The sequence below is a fragment of the Roseateles sp. P5_E1 genome (assembly GCF_054049335.1).
The window spans coordinates 1-707 of the sequence record NZ_JBFUMN010000205.1 but is presented as its reverse complement, the minus strand read 5'-3'; the positions used below and the strand labels follow the sequence as shown (position 1 = coordinate 707).

Annotated in this window: 2 protein-coding genes; both read right to left on the bottom strand. The window is 71.1% G+C overall.

The features are described 5' to 3' along the window. Positions 1–529: glycosyltransferase family 2 protein (locus ACXJKJ_RS30625; protein WP_457395220.1), on the bottom strand; the 529-nt coding region annotated here is incomplete at its 3' end. Then, the coding region (locus ACXJKJ_RS30620; RefSeq protein ID WP_457395218.1) for a hypothetical protein at positions 526–707 on the bottom strand (182 nt) is incomplete at its 5' end. The genes ACXJKJ_RS30620 and ACXJKJ_RS30625, both read right to left, overlap by 4 nt.

The window sequence follows — 707 nt, the reverse complement described above, 5'->3', positions numbered from 1 at the left end:
GCGTGCGTGGCATCAGCAGCAGCGCGCCGGACAGCGCCGGCACCGGCTGCAGCGACTGGTTCGGATCAGCAGGGAGGGCCAGCTTCGCGCCCTGCCCGGGCGAGCGCAGCATCGCGCCGAAATCCGGATCGCGACGGCGCACCGCCGCATCGGGCTGGCCGTGCTCATCGACCTGTTCGACCCCGAGCAGGCAGTCACCGATGCCCCTCGCCCGCTCGCACAGCTGCGCCAGGGTCTCGGCGTCGACCATCAGGTCCGGGTTGATGAAGGCCAGCCACGGTGCCTGGCTGGCGGCCACGCCCTGGTTGTTGGCGGCGGCAAAGCCGGGGTTGTCCGGATTGGCGATGAAACGCACGCGCGGGTCAGCGCTGGCGTGGCGCTGCATGATCTCCAGGGTGCCGTCGCTGGACCCGTTGTCCACCACCCGGATCTCGACCACGCCACGGGCGGCGCGCAGCCGGGTCAGGCAGCTGTCCAGGGTGCTGGCACTCTGGTAGCTGACGATGATCGCGGCAATGGCAAGGCTCAAGCAGGTGACTCCGGTGGGGCGGCGGGCACGGCGAACTGATCGCCCTGGGACCGCGGCATTATCGCCTGCCGGTGCAGCTGCTGCAGTGTGTCGCGCATCTGGCGCAGCGGGTCGGTCATCAGGAACGCGGCCAGCCGCGGCTGCCAGCCGGGCCAGCGCGTGCCGAGCGCGTCCATGT